Source organism: Nocardia sp. NBC_01329 (assembly GCF_035956715.1).
Lineage (GTDB): Bacteria > Actinomycetota > Actinomycetes > Mycobacteriales > Mycobacteriaceae > Nocardia.
Map to the genome: position 1 here is coordinate 3,625,760 of NZ_CP108381.1, position 19,685 is coordinate 3,645,444.

At 66.7% G+C, this 19,685-nt stretch carries 19 protein-coding genes; 6 read left to right on the forward strand and 13 right to left on the reverse strand.

What is annotated here, in order from left to right; all coding sequences use genetic code 11:
* Positions 1–38: 38 nt before the first annotated feature.
* Positions 39–3,836: a DEAD/DEAH box helicase gene (locus OG405_RS16420; RefSeq protein WP_327147370.1), complete on the reverse strand. Its 3,798-nt coding sequence runs from the start codon at positions 3,834–3,836 to the stop codon at positions 39–41.
* A gap of 115 nt (positions 3,837–3,951) precedes the next feature.
* Here OG405_RS16420 and OG405_RS16425 point away from each other — a divergent pair, with 115 nt between their 5' ends.
* Positions 3,952–4,125 (forward strand): hypothetical protein, encoded by a 174-nt coding sequence (locus OG405_RS16425; RefSeq protein WP_327147371.1) that lies wholly within the window; start codon positions 3,952–3,954, stop codon positions 4,123–4,125.
* 49 nt (positions 4,126–4,174) lie between these two features.
* On the opposite strand, the gene OG405_RS16430 is transcribed toward OG405_RS16425, so the two are convergent.
* The 9 genes from OG405_RS16430 to OG405_RS16470 form a co-directional block, all read right to left on the reverse strand.
* Positions 4,175–4,378: a zinc-ribbon domain-containing protein gene (locus OG405_RS16430; RefSeq protein ID WP_327147372.1), complete on the reverse strand. Its 204-nt coding sequence runs from the start codon at positions 4,376–4,378 to the stop codon at positions 4,175–4,177.
* Between the two features lie 122 nt (positions 4,379–4,500).
* A complete protein-coding gene (locus tag OG405_RS16435; RefSeq protein WP_327147373.1) occupies positions 4,501–5,337 on the reverse strand; it encodes a class I SAM-dependent methyltransferase in 837 nt (278 codons plus the stop codon).
* 271 nt (positions 5,338–5,608) lie between these two features.
* Positions 5,609–6,628, reverse strand: a complete 1,020-nt coding sequence (locus tag OG405_RS16440; protein WP_327147374.1) for an NADP-dependent oxidoreductase — start codon at positions 6,626–6,628, stop codon at positions 5,609–5,611.
* A gap of 576 nt (positions 6,629–7,204) precedes the next feature.
* Positions 7,205–8,095, reverse strand: a complete 891-nt coding sequence (locus OG405_RS16445; RefSeq protein ID WP_327147375.1) for a Vgb family protein — start codon at positions 8,093–8,095, stop codon at positions 7,205–7,207.
* A 22-nt stretch (positions 8,096–8,117) separates the two neighbouring features.
* On the reverse strand, positions 8,118–9,017 hold the full coding sequence (locus OG405_RS16450; protein WP_327147376.1) for an alpha/beta fold hydrolase: 900 nt from the start codon (positions 9,015–9,017) through the stop codon (positions 8,118–8,120).
* Positions 9,018–9,166: 149 nt separating this feature from the next.
* Entirely contained in the window at positions 9,167–10,096 is a 930-nt protein-coding gene (gene pip, locus OG405_RS16455) for a prolyl aminopeptidase (RefSeq protein WP_327147377.1), read from the reverse strand.
* A 105-nt stretch (positions 10,097–10,201) separates the two neighbouring features.
* Positions 10,202–10,468, reverse strand: coding sequence for a hypothetical protein (locus OG405_RS16460; protein WP_327147378.1), 267 nt, complete (start codon positions 10,466–10,468; stop codon positions 10,202–10,204).
* Positions 10,469–10,649: 181 nt separating this feature from the next.
* Positions 10,650–11,120: a hypothetical protein gene (locus tag OG405_RS16465; RefSeq protein WP_327147379.1), complete on the reverse strand. Its 471-nt coding sequence runs from the start codon at positions 11,118–11,120 to the stop codon at positions 10,650–10,652.
* Positions 11,121–11,172: 52 nt separating this feature from the next.
* On the reverse strand, positions 11,173–11,430 hold the full coding sequence (locus OG405_RS16470; protein ID WP_442790565.1) for a hypothetical protein: 258 nt from the start codon (positions 11,428–11,430) through the stop codon (positions 11,173–11,175).
* Positions 11,431–11,437: 7 nt separating this feature from the next.
* Here OG405_RS16470 and OG405_RS16475 point away from each other — a divergent pair, with 7 nt between their 5' ends.
* Positions 11,438–12,034, forward strand: a complete 597-nt coding sequence (locus OG405_RS16475; RefSeq protein ID WP_327147380.1) for a hypothetical protein — start codon at positions 11,438–11,440, stop codon at positions 12,032–12,034.
* Positions 12,035–12,304: 270 nt separating this feature from the next.
* On the opposite strand, the gene OG405_RS16480 is transcribed toward OG405_RS16475, so the two are convergent.
* Positions 12,305–12,805: a hypothetical protein gene (locus OG405_RS16480; protein WP_327147381.1), complete on the reverse strand. Its 501-nt coding sequence runs from the start codon at positions 12,803–12,805 to the stop codon at positions 12,305–12,307.
* Positions 12,806–13,099: 294 nt separating this feature from the next.
* On the opposite strand from OG405_RS16480, the gene OG405_RS16485 reads away from it, so the two are divergent.
* Positions 13,100–13,735, forward strand: coding sequence for a DJ-1/PfpI family protein (locus OG405_RS16485; RefSeq protein WP_327147382.1), 636 nt, complete (start codon positions 13,100–13,102; stop codon positions 13,733–13,735).
* A gap of 9 nt (positions 13,736–13,744) precedes the next feature.
* Positions 13,745–14,197, forward strand: a complete 453-nt coding sequence (locus tag OG405_RS16490; RefSeq protein WP_327147383.1) for a MarR family winged helix-turn-helix transcriptional regulator — start codon at positions 13,745–13,747, stop codon at positions 14,195–14,197.
* Positions 14,198–14,215: 18 nt separating this feature from the next.
* On the opposite strand, the gene OG405_RS16495 is transcribed toward OG405_RS16490, so the two are convergent.
* Positions 14,216–14,917 carry an SDR family oxidoreductase gene (locus OG405_RS16495; RefSeq protein WP_327152356.1) on the reverse strand — a complete coding sequence of 234 codons (702 nt, stop codon included), beginning with the start codon at positions 14,915–14,917 and terminating at the stop codon, positions 14,216–14,218.
* Positions 14,918–15,244: 327 nt separating this feature from the next.
* Here OG405_RS16495 and OG405_RS16500 point away from each other — a divergent pair, with 327 nt between their 5' ends.
* Entirely contained in the window at positions 15,245–15,640 is a 396-nt protein-coding gene (locus tag OG405_RS16500; RefSeq protein ID WP_327147384.1) for a hypothetical protein, read from the forward strand.
* Between the two features lie 41 nt (positions 15,641–15,681).
* On the opposite strand, the gene OG405_RS16505 is transcribed toward OG405_RS16500, so the two are convergent.
* On the reverse strand, positions 15,682–17,586 hold the full coding sequence (locus OG405_RS16505) for a hypothetical protein (protein WP_327147385.1): 1,905 nt from the start codon (positions 17,584–17,586) through the stop codon (positions 15,682–15,684).
* Between the two features lie 365 nt (positions 17,587–17,951).
* Between OG405_RS16505 and OG405_RS16510 the strand changes: the two genes are divergently transcribed.
* Complete coding sequence (locus tag OG405_RS16510) at positions 17,952–19,682, forward strand: sodium:solute symporter family protein (protein WP_327147386.1); 1,731 nt, start codon at positions 17,952–17,954, stop codon at positions 19,680–19,682.
* The last annotated feature ends 3 nt before the right edge of the window (positions 19,683–19,685 follow it).

The window sequence follows — 19,685 nt, forward strand, 5'->3', positions numbered from 1 at the left end:
TCTCGGCGATATGCGCAGAAGTAGGCCCAGTGCCTGGATCAGGTCTCGGGCTGTCTCGGTGAGGACCACTCGGTGGCGACGTCGACCACCGTGAGCAGGCCGCCCGAACCGTCCCGCCCATGCGCGGCCAGTACACCGAAGTTGCGGTGGTCGGACCAGTTCTTATAGTCGCCGACGACGACCAGGCAGCGACGCGCCCGGGTAACGGCCACATTCAGCAGGTTGGGCGGATGTGACGCCCAATCGCGCGATTTGCGCTGGTCGGTTGCTGTGCCGAGGACCAGGATCACGACATCGGCTTCTTTGCCCTGCGTCGTATGGACTGTCCCCACGCGGTTGGCCGACCCCGGCAATCGATGCTCGACCACTCGTTGTAGCTGGTACACGACATCGCGGAATGGGCTGACAACAAAAACCGCCTCGCCGGTACGTCGTGCCAGTTCGTTCCCGCGAGCCGATTCGGTCGCCGCCCAATCGGGCAAGTCCAGTCCCGCGCGGGCCAGCTCGTTATCCATTGATCGGCTGATGCGGTCCCGGATCGTATCCAGCGTGGCCACCACATAGCGGCCTTCGGCCGGGTTCCATTTTTCACCACTCGGTTCGGCACCGACATCCAGCCAGGTGCTTTGGGCCAGCAGGTCGAACGGCTCGCGCGAGGTTACGCCGTACACCATCATCTCGTCGTAGGCGATCTTGTTGCTGACTTCGAACATGAGCCGGTCGCAGCGACGGTGCACCCGCAAAGGAGACCCCACCCAAACCGCCCCTTGGCTGTCCGGGACCGATAGCCAGGTCCCGAAGGGGTTGAGCCGATCGGCGACCGATTGCACCGGCATATTCTGCGGCACCCACTGTGGGTCGACCTCGAACTGCCGACACAACCGCTTCTGCCCCGACAGCGGCAATGTGATAACCGGCTCCAGCTGACGTGGATCTCCGACTACCACCGCCCGCTGTGATCGCCACAGCGCTCCGACGGCCTCCTGCGGGGCCGCCTGACCTGCCTCATCGATGAACAGCCAGCCGAGCGCCTCCCGACCGAGTTTCGCGAACATCCGTGGCAGGGAGGCAAAGGTCGTCGATACCACCGGCACCACGAAGAAGAGCATCTGCCAGGCGGCAAGAATTGTCTCTTCGGGGAGGTCGGCAGGCGCATCGCCGCTCACGACATCCATCGCGGCACGCATGTTGTGCCACATCAATGCCGGTTCGGCGGTCAGTACCGCTCTGTGCAGGTTGAGGGCGGCGATCAAGACTTGCGAACGGGCCGCCGCATACTCTTCGTCCATCCATGGCGACGAATTCTCCCGCCGCTCCATCGCCGCACGCTCGTCCGGCGCAGCGTCCCATTCGTTTCCCGGTACGGTACCGGGCCATCGGAGCCGCGCCTGCTCCAATTTCTCGGCGTCTTCCCGGAGCATGTCCCGCCTACGCTGTACCGCATTGTCGGCTGCCCCGACGGACTCGACCGCCCGGTCCAGATCGCGCTCGCACTCGGCGAGCCGATCCCGGCAGTGGTCGGCCACCCGCACCGCTTCGCTGAGATCGCGTTGACGTGCGGTGAACGTATCCGCACTGTCCTGGTGCACTGCCTCGGCCTCGTCGAGCACCCGGACGGCCTGTTCAAGCGCGGCAGCCAGCGGTCGCGACTCTTGCTCCCAGTCGCCCAGGGCAGACCGGGTCCACATCCTCCGTAACAAGCCGGGTCTACGCGCCATCTGGTGATGCAGGGCGGAATCGGCGATCCGGACCTGCGCCGCCATCCGTTCCACTCGCTGCTGTGTCCGGTCCATTGTCGCGCGGGCGTCACGGACCGCACGCTCGGCGCCCCGGTAGTCGGCGTGAGCCTGTTCGAGCTGCGCGCGCAGTTCGTCCCGGTGGCTCCGCAACAGCTGCAGATGGTCACGGTCGTTTTCGGCCCGGTGACGCAACTCGGCCAGCCTGGCGTCGGGTTCGGAAACACGGTCGAGAATATCGGCGATGTCTTGCCGCTCGCTCGCCAGTCGAGCGACCGCTGCGCACGCGGCGTCGAACTCTGCGACAGCATCGGACCACGCTGTGTTCTCGGCACGGCCGGGTACGGCGGTTTCCTGGAGGTCCTTGAGGATCCGCTGTAGTCCGCGGAGGTCCGCGGCGTTGCGGCCCCGCCCACTTCCAGTTTCTTTTCCCCACCAGAACCGATCGACGAACTGGGCACGGTTGGGCCGCCGGCCCAACCGTGCCGCAATCGATCCCCAGCACGGCGTCCCGGTCAGTAGGGTCGCCGGATCTGACAGGTATCGCGCGTCGGGAAAGGATCGCGCATCCACGGCTTTGGCGACGGGCATTTCCAGCGTCACGTTCTCCACGGCGCCGTTGTTGGAGGAAGCCACAACGATTTCGAAGCCGGTGAGGTCGGGAGCAAGCCTATGGATCGACCGGATGTATCGCGTCGGACTGTCGTCGGATTCCCAGCGTAACGCCGACTTCTCGAACGCGGCCCGCGCCGAATCCAGTCTGGCCAGGCGCTGTGCGCGCTCCACCACCACGGCGGCCACCAGATCGCGGAGCATCGTCGTCTTACCTGTTCCCGGCGGCCCGTTGACCGCATAGATACCGCGGGCGCCGGGGTCTGACAGCCGGTGACGGATCTGATTCACGGCGAACTGCTGGCTCAGTGTCAATGGCCGGGCCGGATCGCTCGGCCACCGCCCGGCCGGTGCCGAGGCCGGGCCGACCGACCGCAGAACCGAACGCGGATCGGCGCGTACGTCCACCCGCCGCTCGACGTCGACCTCGTCCGAGCACAGGTACGCGCGCAACGCCTCACCGGCGTCTCCGATGGACAGTGCGTCGGCGACGCGGTCCAGATCATCGGCGTGGAAACTGTTGAGGAAATCGTCGGAGGACATCTCTTCGGCCGACTTCAGCGGGATCTGGATACTTTTGATCCGGATGGAATCAGGTCTCAATACTTCTGCCACATCCAGGCTTTCGGCCACCAGACGAGTCAGGGCGACCAGGTCGGGTACAGCGAGCACTTTGGTGCACAGCGCCCTGGACTGCGGCGAGTCTCCGTCCACCTCGCTCTGATCAGAGTCCACGCCACCCTCGCTCTCCGGACTGTCCGCGCGTCTCTGTTCCACCGCTGCGGTGACGGATTCATTCGCGCGGGCGGCGAGGTTGTCACCGATGTTCTCGACAACCGTGGTACCCAGGGCGCCGATCGCTGGTTCCAGCGCCGCACTGAGCAATGCCGGCAGTGACGAGATCCCTCCCGTCGCGATATCGAGTGCGACTCGGGCCGCCATGCCCGCTATCTGTCCGAGCCCCCGACCGGCAGCCGATCCACCGGCCGGAGAGTTGTCGATAGGTATGCGTCCGTCGCCGAATTCGAAACAGACTGCCATCAGTCGCTTCTGATCCTCGTCGAACCCGTCCAGCCAGGAATCGCTACCGGGCCCCGGTGCGAGTGTTCGGCTCACTGCCCAGGCACACGAGGAAAGTGTGACACTGTCTTTGATGAGCTGACCGCCGCTGTCGACCGCGAAGCTCAGCAGGGCGCTCTTACCGCTGTTACGCCCACCGAAATCTATCTCGATCTCGGGCGCGCGGAGCATGTTCTGCAGCACTTCACGTACTTTGGCCACATCGTAGATACCGGCGTACACGGTATGCCGCCATGCCTTGTTCTGCCGCGGCGCGGGGAGCACCCCGGCATCCCAGGGCAGCGGCCGATCGATATGGACCGCCCGCATATTCTTCCGAGGGTCGACCGGATCGACCCTCGGCGGGCTGAAATACTCCACCGCCCGCCAGTACCGCACGATACGCGCTTGCCGCTCGGACTCGTCCACTCGAACCCCCGACACTCAATTGCATTGACTAGCAATGTAATACGATACGCATGGACGAGGTATCGTAGTTCGGTTCCGGCACTTGCGGCCAGCTCAGCGAATCCACCATGACGCGTTGAAGTGGACCCTGTCGCGGCTGCGCATCGAGCCGGTCACCCAGGCCATCGCTCAGTCTGCGGCAGCCTTCCTACGGGAGCTGGGGCCACACATCGTGCAGGACATGCTCGGACTGCCGTACGAAAAGCCCGCCGACCGAACAGCAGACCTTTCACCGACCGGACCCCGGTGACCTCCGGAGCCAGTCGCGGCGTCGGCCTCGCCATCGCCCTCGCCGCCGCTCAGGCTTCGACCGCGGAACCGCAGACGCCGCACACTTCGAGCGAGCGGCGCTTCCAGCGAGCGACCGGAACGAAGAACACCGTGAACTGCTTGAACTCCCGCACGCGCATCCACTGCGTCGTGTTGTGACAGCGTGGGCAACTCCGGGTCCCTCCGGGGCCCAGGTTGCGCCGCTTGGTGCCGAAACCGAAGATGAAGAACATCAGCCCAGCGTAGAGGGCAGCCGATTCTCGATAGGTTCGCCGACTGCCCGGACGGTCACGCCTTTCCCCGCCCGGTTCGGCGCCCGGTCCACGCCGCTCGGCGAACCGGACGGGCGGCGCTTTCAGTCCGTTCGCGTGGCCACGACGGCGAAGTTCAGCGGAATCCGCGGCGCGTCCGGCGGCAGTGCCCACCCCTGTGGGCACGGCACCAGTTCAGGGAAGGCAGGCCAATCCATGATGGACAATTCCTCGACCGCGTCGAGCCGCAGACCCGCCCGCAGCAGCGCGCCTACCACTTCGCCCAGGTCGTGCCGCCACTCGTGCACCGTGTCGTGCGCGATCCGCCCGGCCGAATCCTCGGTGTAGCTGCCCGATTCGATATAGGTCCGGTGACCACCGCCGCCCAGATAGTCGTCGGTGATCTCCCAGGGCTCGAATGCCATGGACCCGAGAATCGGGTGATCATCGCGGATCAGGAACACGCCGCCGGGCTCGAGGAGGTCGTGGATCGAGCGCGCCCAGTCGTCCAGCTCGGGTAGCCACACGATCGTTCCGGCACTGGTGACGACGAGGTCGAACCGCCGGTCCAGCACTGCCGAGGCGAACCGCGCGTCGCCTTCCACAAAGGTGATCGCATGGCCGGCGGCCTTCGCGATTCGTGCTGCATGGCTCAGCGAGTTGGGCGAGAAGTCGAGCCCGTACACGTCGCCCGCCCCCAAGCGGGACCAGGAGAGCGTGTCGATTCCGATATGGCACTGCAGATGCAACAGCGAACGATCCCGTACCCCGGATTCCGGCAGATGCGCGGCCAGCACCGCCAGATCGTTGCGCACCACCGGCGAGATACGGCTGGTATCGGCGACAAAGGCATCGACGTCGTACATCCGCGAACGCCGGTGGACCTCGGCGCGGTCGTCCCAGTTCGCGCGGTTGGCGGCGATCGCCGCGGCCTCGTCCATGATCGGTCCTTTCCATAGGGTCTGCACAACTCGCGACCGCTTTATATCACACGCGTGATATAAAGCGGAATCAATTTCTGAGCGGTGGCGAGCCGAGTGCATCCATCCGATTGCTCTGACCCCGGAGGAGAGCGCCCACCGGATCCGCGGAGCGAGCCGATCACTGCCGGTTAGCGCCGCGAGCACCTGACGACCACAGCACCCGGACTTCCGAGACCCCCGCCCGCCGCGACTGGTCCGCGCCGACCCGGACAATCACTGCGAACAGGCGTCAGTCCAGTTCGCCGACCTGCACCAGGGCCTTTCCCACCTTCTCCCCGGTGAACAGCCGCGCGTAGGCGTCGAGGGTGTTCTCCAGGCCGGAGGTCACCTCGAAGGCCATCCGGAGTCTGCCCTGCTCGTACCAGGGCAGCATCCTGCGGTTCAGGTCCGGGCCGCGGTGATAGAAGTCCGGCGAGAAGAAGCCGCGCATGGTGAGCCGCTTCATCAGGATCTGGTCGAAACGGCCGGGGCCGGGGCCGGACTCGTCCCGGTCGTAGTGAGTGAGCAGCCCGCAGACCGCGACCCGGCCGAACAGGGCCATCTCGCCGAGAACCGCGTCGAGGACCGTGCCGCCGACATTGTCGAAGTAGACGTCGACCCCGTCCGGACACGCCCGCCGCAGCTCACCGCCGAGATCGCCGTGCCGGTCGATCGCCGCGTCGAAGCCGAGTTCGCCGGTGAGCCAGTCGCATTTCGCCGGTGAACCGGTGATCCCGACGACCCGGCACCCGCTCGCCGCGGCGATCTGACCGGCGAGCGCGCCGGTCACTCCGGAGGCCGCCGAGACGACGAAGGTCTCCCCCGGGCGGGCTTCTCCGTACTCCAGCACGCCCAGGTAGGCGGTCCAGCCGTTGGCGCCGAAAACGCCCAGGTGCTGACGCGGGTCGTCGAGTGCGCGGCTCACCCGTTCCACATAGACCTCATCGGGCCGCGATATCGAGAAATCCGCCCACTGGCCGTAGGCGCGCACCAGATCGCCGGCGCGGTAGTCGGAATGCCTGGAGGCCACCACCGAACCCAGCACGGTGCTGATCACCGGGGAACCCAGCGGCGTCGGGGGCGAATAGGAGTCCTCCCGCGGACCCATCCACATCCGGGTTCCCGCGTCGAGCGAGAAGTAGATATTGCGGATCAGCACATCACCGGCGCCGAGTTCCGGTGTTTCGCTGTCGCGCAATTCGACCGCGTTCGCGTATTCGTTACCGGCCGGTCGCCGGACCAGGACCCACTGCCGATTCTTCTCGCCCACAACACCCTCGATCCACAGTTTTCGACACTAGGGAAGAGACTAAACGGTCGGTTCTGTTCCGGCATCCGGAAAATTCGCTCGGAAGTTCAGAACGACGCGGGCATGCTCTCCCAGCCCCGCACCGTGGAGGTCGGGGAGAGTGTGGCGGCGGCACCGATGAGCATCATCATGGCACTGCCTTCGGGAACCGTCGTGCCGTGCAATCATCCGCGACAGCAGTTTGCGGTGCGTGGTGTGGATCGGCGGATCCTCGAAGATCAGCACGCCCGGCGGGATCTCGAGATTCGCCTTGATGAGCTCGATCGAGCTCGACATCGTAGGGGTCGTAGTAGACATCGCTGGGCGCAGTGGTGCCACCGACATCGAGTTCGCGAATGAACTCGGCCGGCGCCGCGAACACATGGAACACCAGACGCCCGCCCGGCGCCACCGGCACCCGCAACGGTTGTCCGCCGTCCAATCGGCGCAGTGTGGTGAGTCCTGTCGCGCCCGTTCAGTAGGCGCACGCGTGGCTGCGTACCGCCTACCGTGGTTTCGGAAGCCGCCGAGCACGGCAGTCTGTCGCAGTCGCCTGGGTCACGGTGCGACGTGGGCGACGGCTCCGATTTCCAGTGCCGTCCACACCGCGCCGTCGGGGCCCATGGTGATGCCGTGTGGTTCGGATGCCGGTGTGGGCAGATCGTATTCGGTGATATCGCCGGTGGAGCTGATCCGTCCGAGGCGGTTGGCTCCCCATTCGGTGAACCAGCAGTCACCGGCGGCCGTCGCGGTGATGGCGTGTGGTTTCGCCGCGGGGTCGGGCAACGGGAACAGTTTCATCGTGCCATCGGGCTCGAGGCGGCCGATCCGGCCGGCGGCGATATCGACGAACCATACTGCGTCCGGACCACACGTTATCCCTACCGGTGCGCCTGGATCGGGCAGTGGGTACTGGGTGATATTGCCGTCGAGGTCGATACGTCCGATAGCGCCGGCTTGGTTGAGGGTGAACCACAGTGCGCCGTCGGGCCCGCGGGTGATCATGGACGGGAATCCGCCCCGGACGGGGAGGTCGATGTGGGTGATCTGTCCGTCGGGGGTGATGCGGCCGATGCGGTCGGTGTTCATCTCGGTGAACCACATGGCCTCGTCCGGACCGGCGCAGATCCCGAACGGGCTGCTGCCCGCCGGCAGGCCGAACGCCGTCACGACACCATCGGTGGTGATACGCCCGATGTGGTCGTCACCGGATCGGGTGAACCACAAGGCGTCGTCCACGCCGGCGGCGATGACCGTCGGTCGGGATCCGGCGGCGCCGACCGAATACCGGTCGAGCACACCGTCGACGGTCAGGCGGGCGATTTCGCCGCTCTGCGCCAGCGTGATCCAGAGCGCGCCGTCGGCTCCCGTGGTGATGCCGTATGGGCCCGCCGCGGCGTCGGCCACCGGAAACTCCTGGACGAGTCCACTGTCGGCATTTTGTGTCATCGATGGTCCTTTCTCGGCTCGGTCATTCACTAGCTGCGGCGACCCGGTTTACCAGGTCGACGATGATCGCGGCGAGTTCGGCGGGCCGGGTCATCGGCACGTTGTGTCCGGAGTCGATGTCGACCAACCGTCGATCGCGCCCGGCCCGGACGACTGCGCGAACCTCAGCGGAGCGCGGCGCGTAGAAGCCGTCCGTGGGCAGCACGATCGTCATCGGGCACTCGATCCGCTCGTACACATCCACACTCGGATATACAGCTGCTTCGGGGTCCGGTACCGCGGTCAGCGCGATCTCTTCCACGGTCGGGCGTCGCACATACCCACCGTCCGGGCGGGCAATGAAGCAGCGGCGCATGACCTCTCGCACCAACTCGGGACGGGCGCCGGCGTTGAGCCGATCTGTATCGGTCTCCCGCGCGCACTGCTCTAGGTAGTCGAGCATCCGGCGTTCGTCGGCACGCCATCCGTAACGGAACATCTCCCGCAACCGCTGGGCCGCCTCGGGCTCTCGCCATTGCGTGTTGCCGAGCGCCGCTGTCTCACGATCATCGAGCACGAGGCCGTCGATCACGCACAGCGCCCCCGAATCGACAACTCCGGCAGCTGTCGCTGCCGTTACGGCGTATCCACCGGTGGAATGCCCCACCAATACCGGCCGATCCCATCCCAGCGCGACTACCACCTCGCCGAGATCACGCCAGTACTGCTCGGGTGTTCGAGAATCAGCCTCCGTGTGCCCGTGGCCGCGAAGATCGAACGCCACTACACGGCAGTGCGCCACGAGATACGACGCCACCTCCGACCAGGCCACACAGTTGTGGCCGCTTCCGTGCACCAACAGCACTCCAGGGCCCTCGCCTCCGAAGTCCACCCCCGACAACACACCACCGGACACACGCGCCTCGACTTCGGTACCCAACACAAGCCGACACTGTGCCCACCGCAGCCGTCATCCGCAACTCTTTAACAGCACAGGGACTCAGGTCCGTGCCCCCGGAGTCGGCCGATTCCCATAGCGCGACACACCTGAGAACGGCAGTAGAAAACAGAGACAGATCTGATCCCTCTCCGTCAGTGGCCGAATCGGGTAAGGGCGTTGTGGATGTATTCCCGCTTCGCGGGGCTGCCGAGGTGTCCGGACAGGTCGCAGACGAACAGTTCGGCGCCGGGCCAGGCGGTGGCCAGTTTGTGTGCGGTTTCCACGGGGCAGCTGAGGTCCAGGCGGCCGTGTACCAGTACGCCGGGGATATCGGCCAGCACGACGGCATTGCGGATCAGCTCGCCGTCTTGCAGCCAGCCGTAGTTGGCGTAGAAGTGTGCGCAGATCCGCACCATGGCAAGCAGATCGTCGGTGACGGGACCGCTGAACGCGGACGGTTTCGCGCCGGGCTCGACCGACAGCACCGTTTCCTCCCACCGCGCCCACGCTGCGGTCGCCTGTTCCCGTACGTCTCGGTCGGAGTGCCCGAGGAGCCGGTCGTAGGTGGCGACTACATGCTCGCCGCCACCGGCGCCGGCCACGAATCGCTGGTACTGCTCGGGAAAGAAGCGCGACACTCCGCCGTAGAGCCAGTCGATCTCCCGGCGCCGGGTTGTCGTGATCGCCGACAGCACGATCTCGGATACCCGGTGGGGATATCGCTGCGCGTAGGCCAGTGCCAGGGTGCAGCCCCAGGAACCGCCACGCAGCAGCCAGCGGTCGATGCCCAAGTGTCCGCGCAGTATTTCCAGGTCGGCGACCAGGTGGGCGGTGGTGTTGAACCGCATGTCGGTGGCAGGGTCCGCGGCGTTGGGAGTGCTGCGTCCGCATCCTCGCTGGTCGTAGAGAACGATACGGTAGAGGTCCGCATGGGCGCTGTCGCGCATGGCTCGGTTGCAGCCCTGCCCAGGGCCGCCGTGCAGCAGCACCATCGGCTTGCCGTCGGGGTTGCCGCAGGTCTCCCAATAGATCTGGTTACCATCCCCGACATCCAGCATTCCGCTCGCGTATGGCTCGGTCATGTCGGCTGTCCTCTTCGGGGCGGTGGGCTGGTGGGAGGGGTCTGCGCAGGTTCGCGTTGGATGCTTCGGTCCAGGAGGCTTCCGCCGAGCTGTGTTGGACGGCTTTCACTTCGCTGTGCACGACGGCGAGGCCGACGCCGACGCCGCGGGAGATCTCGCGTAGGGACTGGCCTTCGGCATGCCGGGCGAGGATGGCGCGGCGTTTGTCGTCGTCGACCACTCGGGGGCGGCCGCCTTTGCGGCCGCGGCGGGCTCGAGTGTGCCGCTGATCTTCTCTTCGAACACCCGCACGCAGATCGAGTCGAGATCGTCGTGCTTTCGCTGGGTCTCCTGTTTGCTCGTGCTGACCCGCACGGGCCCGACGAGTGCCATCCCGGGGCCTCCAAGCGTTCGGTAAACGTGTTCGGCAACCGGGTTGGACGGTACGGGAAACCAACGGGTTTCCGAACACTCTTTCCTGCGGAAACCCGTTCGTAGGGCCTGTGTCGAAGTGGTGGTGAGGGCAGGCCGATACCTGCCCGCATTATGTCCGAGCCGCGGTAGGGCAGGGTGTTCAACCGCTTTCGTAGCGCAGAGTCACGAGCGCGTCGCTCGTCCACTCTGAACTGCTTTGGGGTGGTGGTAGTTCCACGCCCGCAACGCCGGTCGTCGCCCCGAACTCCTCCGCCAGCGATGCCATCAACGCTGAAGCCTGGGGCAGTATCGCGGGATCATTGTCCGGGTCGTCCATGCTCAGGCCGAAGACCAGGTCGTTCTCCTCGGTGAGGGTGATGATGGCCTGGTAGTAATCGCTTGCCCGCAGGTACAGGGAGAATGCTCTCTTGATACAAAAATCTCGGCGCAGTTCCGCCAGAGCGTCCGGGTCGCCGGGAGCCGGTTCGCCGGCGATGAACGTTCGGACGAAGGCGTCGAAACGAGGGTCTCCTGGGTTCTCGGTGTCGACGTAGCGATTGATGAAGCGTGAGAGCATGGCGGCGCGGTCGCTGGGGTGGACCCGGACGTAGACGTCGAGGCAGGGAGGCACCTTCTTACATTAGTGCTCCGAAATCGTGGGTGCGGGTTCGATGCTGGTCGGTTCAGGGGTGTCGTAGCCATTGGTTGATGGTGGCGACGTGGATGGTCGCCAGGTAGCGGACGGCGAGTTTGTCGAAGCGGGTGGCTACTGCCCGGTGGTGGTCGAGCTGGTTGATACCGCGTTCGACGGTGTTTCGGTCGCGGTAGATGACCTTGTCGAATGCTGGTGGTCGGCCGCCGGACGAACCGCGGACCCTGCGGTGGGCTGCTCGGTCGGCCGGCAGACCTGCGTCGTCGATGTCGCTGGCCTTGATCGACAATCAACCCATGGACGTTTCTGGACTGCTTCACAGTGCAGCTGATCTGGTTCCGGCAGACGCGAGAAGCGATGCCGACCTGTCGAAGGAAGACGTCCGCGAATACCTCCGCCACGACGAATGGGAGATCGCGCTCGGCATCCTGCAAGACTTCGAGGGCATCCAGTGGCAGTCCGTCGACTACTGGAACCTCCTGGCCGATGCTGCACAACAGATGTGGCTCCAGCACGACGCTGCGTGGTGCTTCTGGCGCGGCGCCGAGACCCGGTGCGGCGGCATCATCAAAGCCACCCTCCAACTCATCGCACCAGAAGCTGGCGGCCGTCGACTTCCAATCCCCAGAACCGGACAACTTCGACCGATGTGGGCCATCGGGCGCCCAGATCTCGCTCGCGGTTTCGCTGACCTGCACATCGCCCTGATATGGGTCGAATCCGCATCCGAGATACAACCGGGCGGACAAGGCCCGATCAGGCTGCTTCCACTCACCCCGGATAACTGGGAGCACCTCAAACCCGGTGACATCATCACGATGCATGAAGGGCAACCACCTGTCGGGACTGCCTTCATCACCGAGATTGAGATCGCGAGACACTCCTGCCGGTGATGCCGTCCTAAAAAACGACTTGGTGCCGAGAAGCTCGGCGACTCCACTGACCGGACACCGAACCTTGGGCCCCGACCGCTCAGCGCTGCCGCCGGACGGCAGGGTCGGTCTGGGTCTGCCAACGGATCAGCGCCTCCGCAGATGGTCGCGAGTACTTGCCGAGAGATCGCACCGAGGTGTGCCCGCTCATCAGCCTCATTGTGTTTGCCGTAGTGAGAGCGACGATCAGCTTTCACTCGCGCTGCGAGGAGCGGCGAGAGGGCAGGGCGATCAGAAGCCTTCAAGAATGCCATCGTCGTCGAGTAGACGCTCTTCTTCCCGCCACGATTCGAACGTGGCAGGCATCGCGAGTTCGGCCTCCAGCGGTGGATGGATCTCGCCTCGCACCAGGCGCAGCAGGAACTCGGCCATTCCCATGTCGTATGTGTGGTCCGGTGGGCCGCTCCTGGGCCGGAAGATCACCCCCCACCGCTCTGGCTCACCAACGCATCGCCACAGGAAGTCGTCACCGGCCTCGTTCGACGCCCAGGTCAACTCCCCGTCCATGAGCGCCTGCGCGGCGTGGAACAGCAGGTGGTCTTCGTACGGATAGCCCTCGAAGCGGGGCGTGGAGATGCCGATCGAGTCACTGATCGTCCCCATTCCATACACCGCGACGAAGTCGCGATAGTCGGCTGGCAGTTCCCATCCGGTGTCGACGCGCAGTGAGTCCCAGGCGACCGGGTCGCCGGCGTCCGGGGGTGGCGGCATGATGCGGCTCAGCTCTTCCACAGCCCAGTGCATGGCGTCCTCTCGTCGAGACCGGATCCGTTCGTAATGACGTGGGAACGTCCTCGCCGGTGCGCGAATCCAGCACCTTGCCAGAGTTGTGTCGGCCTCATGGCGTGCTCCATCAGGTTCGCCACTTCATCGGTTCGCGTCGCCCGGCCGGGATCGGACCAGGAACGAACCCGGCTACACCGCGGACGAGTTAGCCACCCTCGAACGCGACGAGGTGGTGAGCGGCACGCCACAGATCTGATTCCCATGTTTGACAACATACTGTCGTTTTGACAAAATGTTGTCATGCCTTCGAAACTCGTGCACATGGCCGTCTACGACACCCTCGCCGACTGGGAAGTGGGCGCGGCGACCGCGCACATCAACAACGACGCCTGGCATCGCGAACCGGGTGCGTACCGCACCCGCACGGTCGGAGTGAGCAGCGATCCGGTCACCACCATGGGCGGGATGCGGATCGTCCCCGACATCACACTGGCCGAGCTGACCCCGGCGGACAGCGCCATGCTCATCCTGCCCGGTGCGACCGGCTGGGAACTGGGCGATCTCGATCCGTTCGCCGCGAAGGCGCGAGAGTTCGCCGCGGCCGGAGTCCCGGTCGCCGCCATCTGCGGCGCGACCTTCGGTCTCGCCGCGGCGGGCCTGCTCGACGATCGCCGGCACACCAGCAATATCGCCGAATTCCTGGCGGCAAGCGGGTACGCGGGCGGCCGGCACTACGTCGACGAACCGGCCGTCACCGATCGCGGGGTGATCACCGCGAATTCCACCGCGCCCTTCGAGTTCGCGCGCGAAGTGCTGGCCGCGCTGGAGATCTACGAACCCGAAGTACTCGAAGGCTGGTACCGCCTCTTCAGCGCCGGCGACCCGGCGGGTTACGCGGTGCTGGCGGAATACGAGGCGCGGCAGGCGGCGGTCTGAGGCCACACCGTGAACCCCGAACAGCGACTGTTCAGTGAAGCCGCCATCACCTCGTTCCGGCTCAACGGCCAGTTCCTCGCGATCGCCGAGGATCTGGCCGGACCGGCCGGCCTCACCGCCGCCTGGTGGCAGGTGCTGGGTGCCGTATTGCACGACCCGCTCCCGGTGGCCGGGATCGCCCGGGCAATGGGTGCGACCCGGCAGGGCGTGCAGCGAATCGCCGACCTCCTGGTCGACCGCGGCCTCGCGGAGTACCGGCCCAATCCGGCGCACCGCCGGGCAAAACTGGTCGCGATCACCGACGCGGGACATGCGGCCGTGGCCCGGATCGAGCCGCGGCACGCGGAATTCGCCGCCCGGCTCACCGCCGAACTCGGTATCGAGCGGCTGACCGAGATCGCGGCCGCGCTCACCGAACTCTCGACCGCCGTGACCGTGCTCGAAGCGGACGAGAAAGGCTGATCGGGCGCACCGGGCCGATCAGCTGCCGGCCAGCCTGCGCACGATCGACAGCGGCAGCACTTTCATCGCGTAGGCCAGCGGCATCCACGGCCACGCCGGGGTGTAAGCCTTGAACCGCCGCTTCTCGATCGCCGACACCATGGAGCGCACTCCGGTGCGGGTATCGACCAGGAACGTGGGCGGATGCGCGGCCTTGTCGTTCATCTCCGAGGAGATGTAGCCGGGGAAGATGATCGACACGTCCACCCCGGGGACCCGTTCGGCGGCGATACCCTCGGCCATCGCCGCCACCCCGGCTTTGCCGGCGGCATAACTGGTCATGGTCTTGGGCATACCGCGTACCGCGGAGACCGACGAGATCACCACCAGATGTCCGCCGCCCTGGGCGCGGAAGATCTTCATGGCCGCCTCCATCTGGGCCATCGCCCCGACGAAATTGGTCTGCGCGGTCTGCCGGTTGGGGCGCTCACCGCCTTTGCCGAACGGCACCCCCTTGCCGAGGCCCGCGTTGACGATCACCCGGTCGAGCCGGCCCAGATCGGCGGCGAATTCGTCGAAAACCTTCGGTACCGCATCGAAATCGGTGACGTCCAGTTCCGCGACCCGCACCCGGACCTCGGGATAGGCCACCGCAATCTCGCGTGCGAGTTCGGCGAGCCGCTCCGTACGGCGAGCGCAGAGGGCCAGGTCGTAGCCGAGGGCCGCGAACTGCCGGGCCATTTCGGCGCCCAGGCCGGAACTCGCGCCGGTGATGAGGATCGAACCACTGCCCACTGTGCTACATCTCCTGTGGTCGGGCCGGGTACCGGTGCCGGTACGGCGACGATGATCGGCGGGTGTCCCGAGCCTAACGGCTCCGAGGGCGCCTGCCCGCAGTTCGGCGCGGGAAATCGCGGCCACCTGCACCCGACGACGGCGCAGGGCAGGACACCGATGAATTCGCACTGCCAAGGTCGTCTCCACAGACGCCGGGGGAACACGCCGACGGCATCCGCGGGATCATCGAGGCATTGGGTACAGGGCCCCTGGACGTGTTCGCCAGTAGCGGTGGAGCTGTCAACGCCTCGGCCCTGGTGGCCCGGCCCGCTCCCGGCGGACTTCGCGGACCGGCCCGCCCCCGACCCGGCCCAGTTCGGACTACCCACCACCGACGACGGGTCCCGCGACGACCCCATGATCGGTCCGCACCTGCTCACCTGCAGCGGCTACGAACACGATCTCGCGGCGCTGGCCGCCGCGCCGACCCGGATCGTGCTCGGCGCGGGCGCCGCGTCCGCCGACGAACTCTGTGCCCGGGCCGCTGTGGCCTTAGCCGCGGCACTGGGCGGATCCGCAGTGACCTTCCCGGGCGGTCACGCCGGGTTCCTGGGCGGCGAATTCGGGATGACCGGCGAACCGGCAGGCTTCGCCGCCGTGCTGCGGGACGTCCTGGACACGCGCTAGCGGTTGTCCCGGAGGGAACAGCGTGCGCCGACCCGGAAAGCTCAGCGGGCGGCTCGGATCCGTTGCGGTGCCGCTGTCACGAACGGGGTGAGAGCCTGTTCGATCTGCCGGTGCGAAGGCCGGCTGTGCCGTCGGCCCGGTAGTCCGTCCTCGGGGGCGCCGGTGGCCGCACGGCACGGATCCGGTTCCGGGATCGCGGGATCCGCGCCGAACTCGTCTCCGGTGATCGCCATCGCGGCCAGCCGGTTACCGGTGCGGGCCTCGTACACCGTGAGGCGATAGACCGCCGTGAACAGGTTCAGTGTCCGGCCCACCGGCTGTCCTGGGCCCGGCGGATACTGGCAGGTGCGCACAAGTTCCCCGCGGCGCTCCTGGGCCACACATGCGACCAGCTGGACCACACCCGGATCGATCGGGCGCCACACCGCCGAAGGCCCGAACGCGGTGTACTCGGGCAGCTCGCCGCCGAGATACACCGGGCTGGGCCCGGCCGCCGAATACGGTGCGGCGGCGGGATTCCCCGCACCGTCCCCGCACAGCGCACCGTATTCGGTCACGTCGAACCGGGCGAAACCGGACGCCGCGAACACGGTCGCCGTCACGGCCGCCAGCGCCACCCCGGCCAATCCCAGCGCCGCCGGATACCGCAGATCCGTCCCGCGGCGGGTGGGCGGTCGGTAGGGCAGGGGTTCGCGCGGGGGCCGGGCAGCCGCCTGCGGGGTCGCCGCCACACGGCGGAACCGGGCCGGAATCTCCCGAGCGCCGGCCAGACCGCGCCGCACCCGGGCCGGAACACCGGCAGTCGGCCGGGACCCGCGATCGGGACGGGCCGATTCCCGGTGATTCCGCCCAGACGGGCCGGACCGGACGGGCGATCCACCGTCCACGGCCGGGTCTGCCTGCGGCCCGGTCGATTCCCGCGCGGCCACATCCTCCGCACGTTCCCGGGCCGCGACCACCGGTGCCGCGTCCAGGCGCCCGGTGGAACCGTTCTCGAACGAGCCTCGCTTCCGGGCTGTTCCACGCGCGCCGAACCACCCGAGACGCGCTGGACGGGTGAGGTTCCGGGCCGGAACGGCGATCGGTTCCGATTCGCTCGTCTCCACGGGTTCCCGAGTCGGCTGCGGCACCCCCGGCGTCCGCGTCTCGGTGGCCGGCGCCCGGGTGGACGCCGGAGCCGCAGGGCCCGGGACACCGACGCGCTGCCCGGGAGGTCGCACGGACGGTGCGGACAGCGCGGTCGCGGTGCGTGCACCCCTGGGCGCGGCCTGCGGCTCGGACAGTTCTGCCCCGGTGGCGCGCGGATCGACGCTGCGGCCGGGGGCGACGAGGAACCCCTCGTTGTCCAATTCGTCCGGATCGGGCAGAAGCCGCGAAACCCCCAGCATTTCGAATGCTCGCGCGATATCTTCCCCGCGCCAGCGCACCTCTCCCACCGCCACGCGCTCGAAATACCGGGCCAGCCCCGCGGAGGCGCCGATCCGGACCAGGATGGTCTCTATACCGTCCTCCGGCGGGCGCGGTGTCCAACTGATCCGCGAGCCTGTCTTGGGGATCAGCACCACGAGTACTTGGATCTGTTCGGACAGGCCCTGCCGCCGGAAGATCGCGGCCAGTTCATTGCGCAGTTTGCGCCCGCGCAGTACCGGATTCGGCGTGGACTTCCCGGTGCGTAGGTCCGCGGCGGAGTCGTCCACCAGCCAGCGACCGGTCGGGCCGGTGGTCAGCACGCCGTGCTGCACCGACCCGAAATCGGCCAGCACCACCAGAGTGCAACCGTGCGGAGTCCAGACCAGCAGGTCGGTGGCCGGGGCGGACCGGCGACGCGGACGCGAGGGCGGCGAACCGAGCAGGGCCACTCCGCCCACCTGTCCGGTGCCGGGACCCCGATCGGTCAGTAGCCGTCGTACGAAACGCTGTACGCCGGACATTTCGGTGCTCTGCACGCGTATAATCACGGCGACCCCTACTTCGGTGACCACGAAACCCGCGCACACCACAGTGACGCCAGGGATACTCCGAAATTCCCTGGCGCACAATGCGATTGGATGCGCCGCCGTCCATGGTAGCAATACGCGGCCGTGGGCACGAGAGTCGGCGTCCGCACAACCGCGCCCGCGGTCGGGCGACGTCCGGCCGGCGGGACTGGTCGCGACGGACACGCCCGATTCCACCCGACACCGCCCGGCCGCTCGTCTCGCGCGGTACGTTTGGTCGACCAGAGCCGGTCTGGTAGTGCGGCCAGCCATCGGTGAACGCGATGAGGCGAGCTGCGCGCGGTTGTCCGGGACCGCTTCGAGGAGAACGTCGTATGTCGCAGCACGAGCTATCCCACGAGGTCGTTTCATTGTTCGCGGAAGGCGAGGTGCTGCGGCTCGACGCCCAGCCGGTCGACTACGCGATCGTCGCCCTCTATTTCGTCTTCGTTATCGGTATCGGCCTGCTGGCCCGGCAACGGGTCTCGTCGAGTATGGACTTCTTCCTGTCCGGGCGATCCCTACCGGCCTGGGTCACCGGCCTCGCGTTCATCTCCGCCAACCTCGGTGCGGTCGAGATCATGGGGATGTCGGCCAACGGCGCCGAATACGGTTTCCCAGCGTTCCATTACTTCTGGATCGGCGCGGTCCCGGCCATGTTGTTCCTGGGCGTAGTGATGATGCCGTTCTACTACGGGTCGAAGGTACGCAGTGTCCCGGAGTTCATGCGGCGCCGTTTCGGCACCGGTGCGCACCTGGTGAACGCGCTCAGTTTCGCGGTCGCCCAGGTACTCATCGCCGGTGTCAACCTCTACCTGCTCGGTACCATCGTCAATGTTCTACTGGGCTGGCCGCTGTGGGTTTCGGTCGTCGTGGCCGCGGTGATCGTACTGTCCTACATCACGCTCGGCGGGCTCTCGGCGGCGATCTACAACGAAGTTCTCCAGTTCTTCGTCATCGTGGCCGCTCTGCTCCCGCTGACCCTGATCGGCCTGCACCGCGTCGGCGGCTGGTCCGGACTACAGGACCGGGTCGCCGCCTCACCCGGCGGCGCCGAACAGCTGGACTCCTGGCCGGGTAACGCGCTGTCGGGTTTCGCGAACGATTTCCTGTCGATCCTGGGCATCGTCTTCGGCCTCGGATTCGTGCTCTCGTTCGGCTACTGGACCACGAACTTCGTCGAAGTGCAGCGCGCCCTGGCGACCCATTCCATTGCCGCCGCGCGGCGCACCCCGATCATCGGCGCGTTCCCGAAGATCTTCATCCCGTTGATCGTGATCATCCCGGGCATGATCAGCGCGGTCCTGGTCCCGCAGATGGCCCAGTACAAGGCAGCCGTCACCGCGAACCCGGACGTCGACAGCGATGTCACGTACAACCAGGCGCTGCTCTACCTGATGAAGGATGTGCTTCCCAACGGCCTGCTCGGCGTGGGCCTGGCCGGGCTGCTGGCCGCGTTCATGGCCGGTATGGCCGCGAACGTCTCGGCGTTCAACACGGTGTTCAGCATCGACCTGTGGCAGCAGTACGTGGTCAAGGACAAATCCGACGGCTACTACCTGCGGGTCGGGCGGCTGGCCACGGTGGGCGCCACCATCGCCGCCATCTTCACCGCGTTCATCGCCGGCGGGTTCAGCAACATCATGGACTACCTGCAGACGCTGTTCAGCTTCTTCAACGCACCCCTGTTCGCCACCTTCATCCTGGGTATGTTCTGGAAACGGATGACGCCGACGGCCGGCTGGACCGGGCTGGTGTCGGGCACCGCGGTAGCGGTCTTCATCTTCGTACTGAACGAGACGGAGGTGATCTCGCTGTCGGGCCAGGGTGCCAGTTTCGTCGCCGCCGGGGCGGCCTTCGTCCTGGATATCCTGGTCAGCGTGGCCGTGACCTTGGTGACAGCGCCGAAACCGGCGTCCGAGCTGGTCGGCCTGGTGTATTCGGAGACACCGCGCGAACTGCGTACCGATCCGGAGGCCGCCACTCTGCCCTGGTATCAGCGCCCCGTGCTGCTGGCGGGTATCGCGCTGGTACTCGTGATCATCCTCAATATCGTCACCGGATAGGAC

What these genes read in the sequence shown, in the direction of transcription:
- OG405_RS16495 (WP_327152356.1), bottom strand. Translation starts at nt 14,917, where the DNA reads ATGGCCCGGCAGTTCGCGGCCCTCGGCTACGACCTGGCCCTCTGCGCT.
- OG405_RS16445 (WP_327147375.1), bottom strand. Translation starts at nt 8,095, where the DNA reads ATGACACAAAATGCCGACAGTGGACTCGTCCAGGAGTTTCCGGTGGCC.
- OG405_RS16435 (WP_327147373.1), bottom strand. Translation starts at nt 5,337, where the DNA reads ATGGACGAGGCCGCGGCGATCGCCGCCAACCGCGCGAACTGGGACGAC.
- pip (WP_327147377.1), bottom strand. Translation starts at nt 10,096, where the DNA reads ATGACCGAGCCATACGCGAGCGGAATGCTGGATGTCGGGGATGGTAAC.
- OG405_RS16475 (WP_327147380.1), top strand. Translation starts at nt 11,438, where the DNA reads ATGGACGTTTCTGGACTGCTTCACAGTGCAGCTGATCTGGTTCCGGCA.
- OG405_RS16430 (WP_327147372.1), bottom strand. Translation starts at nt 4,378, where the DNA reads ATGTTCTTCATCTTCGGTTTCGGCACCAAGCGGCGCAACCTGGGCCCC.
- OG405_RS16510 (WP_327147386.1), top strand. Translation starts at nt 17,952, where the DNA reads ATGTCGCAGCACGAGCTATCCCACGAGGTCGTTTCATTGTTCGCGGAA.
- OG405_RS16460 (WP_327147378.1), bottom strand. Translation starts at nt 10,468, where the DNA reads ATGGCACTCGTCGGGCCCGTGCGGGTCAGCACGAGCAAACAGGAGACC.
- OG405_RS16485 (WP_327147382.1), top strand. Translation starts at nt 13,100, where the DNA reads ATGCCTTCGAAACTCGTGCACATGGCCGTCTACGACACCCTCGCCGAC.